General features: G+C 36.9%; 9 protein-coding genes. All 9 read left to right on the top strand.

What is annotated here, in order from left to right; genetic code table 11:
• Positions 1 to 171 precede the first annotated feature (171 nt).
• The 9 genes from tssB to icmH are packed head-to-tail and all read left to right on the top strand — an operon-like array spanning position 172 to position 9,389.
• The gene (gene tssB / locus C9I86_RS03715; protein ID WP_080156139.1) at positions 172 to 669 is read left to right on the top strand and encodes a type VI secretion system contractile sheath small subunit; all 498 of its coding nucleotides are present in this window, start codon (positions 172 to 174) and stop codon (positions 667 to 669) included.
• A 38-nt stretch (positions 670 to 707) separates the two neighbouring features.
• Positions 708 to 2,180, top strand: coding sequence for a type VI secretion system contractile sheath large subunit (gene tssC / locus C9I86_RS03710; RefSeq protein WP_080156138.1), 1,473 nt, complete (start codon positions 708 to 710; stop codon positions 2,178 to 2,180).
• A 4-nt stretch (positions 2,181 to 2,184) separates the two neighbouring features.
• Positions 2,185 to 2,622 carry a type VI secretion system baseplate subunit TssE gene (gene tssE, locus C9I86_RS03705; RefSeq protein ID WP_045038344.1) on the top strand — a complete coding sequence of 146 codons (438 nt, stop codon included), beginning with the start codon at positions 2,185 to 2,187 and terminating at the stop codon, positions 2,620 to 2,622.
• Between the two features lie 2 nt (positions 2,623 to 2,624).
• Entirely contained in the window at positions 2,625 to 4,391 is a 1,767-nt protein-coding gene (tssF, locus tag C9I86_RS03700; protein ID WP_107275668.1) for a type VI secretion system baseplate subunit TssF, read from the top strand.
• On the top strand, positions 4,355 to 5,380 hold the full coding sequence (tssG, locus tag C9I86_RS03695) for a type VI secretion system baseplate subunit TssG (protein WP_107275667.1): 1,026 nt from the start codon (positions 4,355 to 4,357) through the stop codon (positions 5,378 to 5,380). The genes tssF and tssG overlap by 37 nt, the downstream gene beginning before the upstream one ends.
• A gap of 13 nt (positions 5,381 to 5,393) precedes the next feature.
• Positions 5,394 to 6,767, top strand: coding sequence for a type VI secretion system-associated FHA domain protein TagH (gene tagH, locus C9I86_RS03690; protein ID WP_080156136.1), 1,374 nt, complete (start codon positions 5,394 to 5,396; stop codon positions 6,765 to 6,767).
• 21 nt (positions 6,768 to 6,788) lie between these two features.
• Positions 6,789 to 7,253, top strand: coding sequence for a type VI secretion system lipoprotein TssJ (gene tssJ / locus C9I86_RS03685; RefSeq protein WP_045038347.1), 465 nt, complete (start codon positions 6,789 to 6,791; stop codon positions 7,251 to 7,253).
• A gap of 1 nt (position 7,254) precedes the next feature.
• On the top strand, positions 7,255 to 8,589 hold the full coding sequence (tssK, locus tag C9I86_RS03680) for a type VI secretion system baseplate subunit TssK (RefSeq protein WP_080156135.1): 1,335 nt from the start codon (positions 7,255 to 7,257) through the stop codon (positions 8,587 to 8,589).
• Positions 8,590 to 8,594: 5 nt separating this feature from the next.
• Complete coding sequence (icmH, locus tag C9I86_RS03675) at positions 8,595 to 9,389, top strand: type IVB secretion system protein IcmH/DotU (protein ID WP_080156134.1); 795 nt, start codon at positions 8,595 to 8,597, stop codon at positions 9,387 to 9,389.
• Positions 9,390 to 9,391: the final 2 nt, after the last annotated feature.

Genomic DNA, 9,391 nt, shown 5'->3' with positions numbered 1-9,391 from the left:
TCTTTCTCTTTTTTGTATTTGTATTTTGTATGCATTTCTGGTCATTGATGCTTGAATGATTATGATAATAGAGGTTTAATCCGCTTCGATCCTTATGCAACATAAGGCTATCATTATGCAATTTCAAATGGCTAAGTTTGATTTGAAAAATAAATATAACAGGGAAAAAATATGTCGAAAGAAGGCAGCGTAGCACCAAAAGAACGTATTAATATTAAATATGTTCCTCATTCTGGTGAAACACAATCGGAAGTTGAATTACCATTAAAAACGTTAGTGGTTGGTGAATTCAAAGGTCATGCTGAAGATACTGCAATTGAAGATCGTAAAACTGTATCAATTGATAAAAATAATTTTGAATCAGTTATGCGTGAAAGTAGTTTAATGCTGACGACAGCCGTTAAAAATAAATTATCTGATGATGATTCCGATTTATCTATTTCACTTTCTATTAAAGGATTAGATGATTTTTCCCCTGATGCAATTAGTCAGCAAGTGCCTGAATTAAAAAAATTAATTGAGTTAAGAGAAGCGTTAGTTGCTTTAAAAGGTCCACTTGGAAATATTCCAGCATTTCGTTCTCGACTTCAAGAACTTATTGAGTCTCAAGAGTCTCGTGAAAAGTTATTAGGTGAGCTGAAAATTGTCAGTGGAGAAGCAGAAAAGTAATCCTTTCTGTTGCTAACATTCTTTTAAGGGATTGATAAATGTCTGTACAAAAAAACGTTGAATTATCAAGTGCAACTCAAAGTAGTTTACTTGATGAAATTATGCTTCAAACTCGTATGGTACCGAGTGATGATGGCTACGATATTGCGAAGAAAGGCGTTGCTGCTTTTATAGAAAATCTATTAGGTAGCGAATATGGTGTTGATCAAGTTAATAAAGCGCTTGTTGATCAAATGCTCGTTGAACTTGATAGTAAAATCAGTGCTCAAATGGATGAGATTTTGCATAACGAGTCTGTTCAGAAAATTGAATCTGCGTGGCGTGGTGTGAAAATGCTCGTTGACCGTACTGATTTCCGTGAAAATAACAAGATTGAATTATTAAATGTAACCAAAGAAGAATTACTAGACGACTTTGAGTTTGCGCCAGAAACCGCTCAATCTGGTTTATACAAGCATGTATATTCTTCTGGTTATGGTCAATTTGGTGGTGAGCCTGTTGGTGCAATCATCGGTAACTATGCTTTTACTCCATCATCTCCAGATATTAAATTATTACAATATGTGGGTGCTGTTGGTGCTATGGCCCATGCTCCTTTTATTTCAGGTGTTGCACCTGAGTTTTTTGGTATCGAATCTTTCGAAGAATTACCAAATATTAAAGACTTAAAAGCAACATTTGATAGTCCTCGTTATATTAAGTGGCGCCAATTACGTGATTCTGACGACGCGCGTTATCTCGCACTAACCGCTCCTCGTTTCTTGTTACGTACACCATATGACCCTAATAACAACCCAGCAAAAACATTTAACTATCGTGAAAATGTTAGTGATTCCCATGATAATTACTTATGGGGTAATACATCATTTGCATTGGCTTCTCGTTTAACTGATAGCTTTGCCCAGTACCGTTGGTGTCCAAATATTATTGGTCCTCAAAGTGGCGGTGCAGTAGAAAATCTTCCTGTTCATTTATATGAATCTTTAGGTGAGCTGCAAGCTAAGATCCCAACAGAAGTATTGATCAGTGATCGTAAAGAGTTTGAACTAGCGGAAGAAGGCTTCATTGCATTAACTATGCGTAAAGGTAGTGATAATGCTGCATTTTTCTCTGCTAATTCAATTCAAAAACCAAAAGCGTTCCCAAATACAAAAGAGGGACGTGAAGCTGAAATGAACTTTAAGTTAGGTACTCAACTACCTTATACGATGATCATTAACCGTCTCGCACATTATGTAAAAGTGCTGCAACGTGAACAAATTGGTTCTTGGAAAGAGCGTCAAGATCTTGAGCGTGAATTGAATACTTGGATCAAGCAATTTGTTGCCGATCAAGAAAATCCACCGGCCGATGTTCGTAGCCGCCGCCCATTACGTGCTGCAAAAATTGAAGTACTCGATGTTGAAGGCGATCCGGGTTGGTACCAAGTTGCATTATCTGTACGGCCTCACTTTAAATATATGGGAGCAAATTTTGAGTTATCGCTGGTTGGTCGTTTAGATCAAGAATAACTGAATGTCTTATATTGAGCTAGCAGATAGGGCTTATGGTGTCAGTCTCTTTGAACGATTAGAGACTGATGCACCTCAAATGACAATGACGAAAGCTCCTGACACGAAGCAAATATTAGATTCAATTAAACGAAATGTGGCGCAATTGCTTAACAGCCGACTTGGTGAAGCAATGAGTGCGCCACAGTTAGGTTTGATTGATTTTAATGATGCAGCATTGGGAACACATGATTTAGCATTTCAGATTAAATCAGCCATTCAGCGTTGTCTTGAGTGTTATGAGCCGCGATTAAAACAGATTGATATCCGATATGTACCTGATAATGGAAGTCCGTTAAATATTTTTTTCCATATCACAGCAAGCATAAATTCTAGTGCGCTGCATGAATCAGTACGTATTGATTTGCTATTGGATAACTGTCGTAAATACCGAGTAATTTGACTTTGTCACAAGAAAAATACTTTAGAGATGAACTGGCTTTTTTAAAAGAACAAGGGGGAGCTTTTACAGAAGTGCATCCTCAGCTATCCCGTTTTTTGCAAGGGAAAAATACAGATCCAGATGTTGAACGGTTATTAGAAGGATTTGCTTTTTTAACGGCTCGCTTACGGGAAAAGGTCGAGGATGAATTTCCAGAGTTAACACACTCGATCATTAATATGCTATGGCCCAATTATTTACGGCCAGTACCTAGTTTTAGTATTGTTCAGTTTTTACCGATCGAAAAAGCGATCAGTGTTCGTCAAATAATTAAAGCCAATACTGATGTTGATAGTGGACCTGTGGCTGAAACTGTATGTCGATTTAAAACGTGTCGGGATATAGATATTTATCCACTAAAGCTTACTGATGTGACGACGACACATAGTCGCGAATCATCGACTATTGATTTGCAATTAAATGTGTTAGGTGAGCAAAGTTTAGCTGATATTAATCTTAAAACATTGCAGTTTTTTCTTGGTGGTCAGCATTACAGTGCACAGATGCTTTATTTATGGCTGAATCATTATTTATCACATATTGAATTAACCTGTGGCGATAAGCAGTTTTCTATTCCGGCATCACATTTTAGAAGCCGTGGTTTTGATAGTGCTGATGCGGTGATGCCATATCCAAAGAATGTGTATGAAGGTTATCGAATTTTACAAGAATATTTAACGTTTCCTGATGCGTTTTTATTTGGTGATGTAGAAAATCTAGATCGCTTTATTACTTCAGATATGGGAAAGGTGTTCCATATTCGGTTTGTATTTTTAAAGACATTGCCTACGGATGTTCGTGTTCGTGACGAATGTTTTAAATTATTTTGTACACCCGTTATTAATTTATTTGCTCACGATGCTGATCCTATTGATCTTACGGGAAAACGTTCTGAATATAAGATCATACCGTCAAGTCGTTTTCCTGCACATTTTGAGATATTTAGTATTGATCATGTACAAGGTAGACAAGAAGCACACGAGTCGCGAGTGCGAGGTCAAAAACGAGTTTATACCGCTTTTGAAAGCTTTCAGCATGAAATTGAGCGTTCTCGTCATCGCTTAGCTCTTTATTATCGTGCCAGAGTTAAAGACAGTATGCGTAATAATGGTTTTGATCATTATATTTCGTTTGTGCGTGGTGATGAAACTCAAGGGATCGGATTTAGTGAAGCTATCTCATTACAACTAACTTGTACTAATAGACAGCTACCGTTGGAATTAGGTTTGGGGGATATTTGTGTTCCGACCAATAGTTCACCATCGTTTGCGACTTTTTTTAATATTACGGAGCCAACGCAACCTTTAAGGCCGACTTTAGATGGCAGTTTATTGTGGACGTTGATTTCTAATTTATCACTTAATTATCTTTCATTATTATCGAAAGATGCATTGTGTTCTGTGTTACGTGCATATGATTTTAGAGCACTTGTTGATCGACAAGCTGAGCGTGTTTCAAAACAACGTCTTGATGGAATTGTAAAAATAACATCTAAACCAATAGATAGAATTATCAAGGGGTTACCTGTCAGGGGGTTACAATCTGAGTTAGAGCTTAATCAAGAGGCTTTCAGTTCTGAAGGTGATTTGTATTTATTTGGCAGTGTATTGAGCCGATTTTTTTCCTTATATGCCAGCATAAATTCATTTCATGAGCTTATTGTGATTAATAGTGTGAATCAGGAACAGTATTCATGGGGAACGCAAGTGGGTCTACAACCCTTGATTTAATGTTTGATGATATCGATTTAACATCAGAAAAAGTAGCGATATTACAACAACAAGCTCGCTCTTATGATTTTTATCAATTAGTTGAGTTATTACAACGTTTAGCGGATCAAGATCCTGATAGTGAAGGTTGGGAAACTAATTGTCGTTTATTGTTTAAAGCTAATCCGAGTTTAGGGTTTGCGGCTAGCGATATTTCAAAATTAGAGTTATTAGAGCAAGGCGGCTTTTGTATTGAAACTAATTTTTTTGGACTAAATGGTGCGCAATCGCCTCTGCCTGGGTTTTTACTTGAACAAATAGCGACAGAAAGTGAAATCGGTGTACGTCGTCATTTTCTTGATTTTTTTAATAATCGGTTATTGGCGTTGGTTTATCGTATTTGGCGTAAATACCGCTATTACATTCGTTTTCAAGAAAACGCAAGTGACGGATTTTCATCACAATTATTTGCTTTTGTTGGTCTTGCTGATGATGAATTACGTGGTGAAACGGCTATTAACTGGGGAAAGATGCTGTCTTATGCAGGTACATTAGCCGGCAGAAGTCGATCTCCTCAAGTTGTTGCTGGGATTATTTCACATTGTTTTGATTTAGAGGATGTTTCTATTCGGCAGTGGGAAGAGCGTAGTGTTGTTATCCCTACTCATCAGCGTATGTGTCTCGGTATGGCAAACAGTGCGTTAGGTGAAAGTACGATCATCGGTTCAACAGTTCGAGATTGCACTGGTAAATTTGTTATTGAAATTAAAGGGTTGACTCAAAAACGATTTAACGATTTTTTGCCTTCGGGTAAAGAATATCAATCATTTTGTAAGCTAGTTGAATTCATTCTTCGTGAACAGATGGCATTTGATTTGGAGTTAGAACTTAAAGAAGACGAAGTGCCATTATTAAAGTTAGGGAAAAATTCAACAATGTCGCTAGGTTGGTCCTCTTTTTTAGGTCAAGTTGATAAAGATCGTAACGTTTGTATTCAAGTTCGTCAGTAAAAAGGATAAACGCATGGCTGAACAAACACTACTGAAATTAAAAATCACTAATACACAGTATTTAGAACCAGGTTTATCTGCAACAAAAGAGTTTATTGCTGGCGGTGGAACGATTGGTTCAAGCTCGTCAAGTGACTGGTGCCTTACAGATCGTAAAGGAAGGTTAGAGTCGACTCATTGTCGTATCTCATTAATAGATGGATATTTTTGTATAACAGATGTTTCTAACCAAACGTATATTAATGACGCTCGAATGGCTATTGGTTGGGATAAACATGCCCGATTAAATGAAAATGATGTTATCTCCCTTGGTCCTTATATGATTCGTGTCTCTATAGATAATACCTTTAGTGACAGGGATAGAGACATAGAACATATGATCTCTGACTCAAAACATCTTGATTTGTTTGGTGAAGAGCTAGATTTAACAGTTGAAGAAAAAGAGTTGTCTATTGATGATCCTTTAACGGCATTAGATGTATTAAGACGCAATCTAGAGACTGAATCGGCGCTACAGCATTCGCAATCGAAGACCGAATCATTACTCGATAGTCAACAGCAGTGGTTTGGTCATGATAGGACAATTCAAGCAGATACCGACCGTGATCCCACTTCAGCTATTTCGTTGAGTGGCTTTAAATCGAATCCATATGAGGATTCAACGTCATTCACCGCAGCAACATATATTAACAAGGATAAGATAATGGACGATAACACGCTGGATTTACTTGAAGAGGAAATGAGTCGGAACTTTTCTTACTCCAATAATCAATCTACCGTAATAAATGACGAAAATCATTTATTAACAGGTCCATTATTTCGTGGGTTGGGTGTACGAACAAGTAACAGTGATAATCTTGCTGAAATGCAAATGCTTTCTGAAGAAATAGGAGCGTCATTACAGGCTGCGGTAAAAGGACTGATTGAACTTCACCAACAGGTCAATACTAGTCGCTATGGTGTAATGAACAAAAATCTACAACCGATTGAAGATAATCCTCTGCGATTAGGATTGACTTATGAAGATACTGTACAGGTTATGTTTGATAATCAGCGTAGCTTAGTGCATTTATCCGCTCCTGCTGCGATTGAAGAAAGTTTACGTACTGTTAAAGATCATAACGAAGCAGTACATATTGCTATTAATGATGCCTTAAATCAGATTATACAAGCCTTTTCACCTGAAGTTTTAATGCGTCGTTTTTTACGTTATCGCCGTCCAGGGCAAACAATGAATGTGTCATCTGAAGCATGGGCTTGGGATATGTATCAGAGTTACCACAAAGAACTAACATCAAATCGTCAACATGGTTTTGAAAAGTTGTTTTGGGAAATTTTTGATCAGTCTTATGACAAGAACCTGCGAGAGAAACAGCAGGAGGTATAGACGGTGAAGCTCTCTTATTTGATGCATGCTGTTATATATATATGGTTATTATTTCTAGTGGGATGTAGTTCTAAATACGATCCAGCTTTAGAGCCTAGCACCGTAACCATAAGTATGGTGACCACTGATTCTATAAATATAAATAATAATGAAGAAGCATCTTCTGTTGAATTAAAAGTTTTTGAACTTGAAGATGATTCAATGTTTAATTCGGCATCTTATGATCAATTAGCGTTGGATTATAAAAAGGCATTAAAAAGTAATTATGTTGGTGACTATGATTATGTTTTGTTACCCAATAAATTCAAATTTATTGAAAAAATAAAATTAGATGAAAACACTCGCTATATCGGTGTAATGGCATTTTTTTCAGATAGTGATCATAGTGACTGGAAAAAATCGGTAAAAGTAAAAACATTGGGTAGAGATTATCATCTACTTATTTACATAAAAAATAATCAAGTGATGTTGGACAGGGTTGAGTAATATGTCATCTAGAAGCCGAGTTATATGGAATGAGGGGCTATTTATAAAGCCTCAACATTTTCAACAGCAGCAACGCTATTTTGAAAGCGTGATCGATGAAAGACTTAACTCTGTTAGTTTATATTTATATGGCATAACAGAATTAAGTTTAAATTTGGAATACTTAAGTTTTGGTCGTATTGCAATAGAACGAGTCGTCGGAATTATGCCTGATGGTACGTCTTTTAATATCCCCCAACAAGATTTGTTACCTGATGCATTAGAGATAGCAGATAGTTCACTGGCTAATCAAATTATTTATTTAGCTATTCCGTTACGTAGTGATTCTCTGGCTGAAGTAAGTTGGAATGATTCTACTAATATGATGCGGTATAAATCGAAGCGCGAAGAAGTGAGAGATATTCAATCTATACAAGGTGATAGTTGTTTGATTGATGTTAGTTCGACAAGTATTAAGTTAATGCTAAGTAAAGATGATCGTAGTGCATATGCTTCTATTGCTATCGCACGTATTTTAGAAAAACGGCCAGATGGCAGTGTGATGTTAGATGATAATTTCATTCCTTGTCACCTTAATGTAAAAGCGGTACCTCGCTTGCAACGCTTCATTGGTGAAATTGCAGGATTAATGCGGGAGCGAGCAAAAAATATTGCATCACGCATTGGCTTATCAAACCAAGGTGGGGTCGCGGATGTCGCTGATTTCATGTTATTGCAAATGTTAAACCGAACTCAACCTAAGTTACAGCATATTGCGCATTTGCGTAATGTTCATCCGGAAGTGTTATATCAAGAGCTGACGTCTATTTGTGGCGAGCTTGCAACATTTACTGATGAAAGTCGGGTGGCAGCAGAGTTTGGTAGTTATGATCATGATATGCCTGAATACTCATTTATTCCGGTTATGTCAATGTTGCGCCAAGCGTTAAGTATTGTACTTGAACCTCGTGCGGTATCAATCCAATTACATAAGCGTAAATATGGCCTTATGGTGGCATCGATTCAAGATACTAACCTTGTTACAGATGCAGAATTTATATTGGCGGTTCGTGCTCGTATGCCTCAGGATGAATTGCGTAAGCTATTTATGCAACAAACAAAAATAGCATCTGTTGAGAAAATACGTGAACTTATTTCTTTGCAGTTACCAGGGGTTCCATTATCACCATTGCCTGTTGCCCCGCGTCAGTTGCCTTACCATGCTGGTTATACATATTTTCAGCTTGATAAGACCAGTGCAGCATGGGAAATGTTTGTTAATTCGAGTGGTTTTGCGTTCCATGTTGCGGGTGATTTCCCTGATCTTGATCTTCAATTTTGGGCGATTAGGAGTTAATTACTATGGATAGTGTAGTGAAGAAAGCTAATCATATTCGCGAAAGTAGCTATGATGATTTGTTGTTTGATAATGTAAACAATATTAATCAAGACCAAGATTTTTGGTTTCAGCTACGTGGTAATAGCATTAATTTATTTATTGATGCAGCGACACCGTTATTAGGTATGGCTTTACGTATTCGTCATTTGGGAAGCTGCGATAATATTGAAGTAATTTATCATCAAGCCGTTGAAGAAATTAAAGCGATTGACGTTGAGCTAACCGAAGCCGACCATGAGCATGCTGTTATTTTAGCTTATCGTTATATTCTATGTTCATTTATTGATGAAGCAGTAATGAGTACCTCTTGGGGGGCGGATAGTGCTTGGGCTGAACATTCATTGTTAACTCGGTTTCATAATGAAACATGGGGCGGAGAAAAAGTTTTTTCTGTTCTTTCACGGCTAGAGGCAGAACCAGAACGATACCAAGAGTTACTTATGTTTATCTATCTTTGCCTAACATTAGGTTTTGAAGGTAGATATAAGGTAATGAATAACGGTAAAGAAGCTTTTGATAAAGTTATTGCCAACCTTTATGAAATTTTGCGTCGGTTAAAAGATAAAGAGCCTCAGGCTTTAACATTTGCTACAGAGCACGTGGCTGCTAAAAAATATAAGTTAACCAAGCAAATACCTCTTTGGACTATATTTTCTGGATTTTCTTTATCTTGGATAGTTATTTTTATTGTGTATTCAGTTTTATTAAATAATAAATCAATCGATGTTTTAACGCAGCTTAATCACATTCTTCAATAGGA

The organism is Photobacterium sp. NCIMB 13483 (genome assembly GCF_003025475.1).
GTDB classification, from domain to species: domain Bacteria; phylum Pseudomonadota; class Gammaproteobacteria; order Enterobacterales; family Vibrionaceae; genus Photobacterium; species Photobacterium piscicola.
The sequence above is the reverse complement of the archived record's forward strand: the minus strand, read 5'-3'. Positions and strand labels throughout refer to the sequence as shown.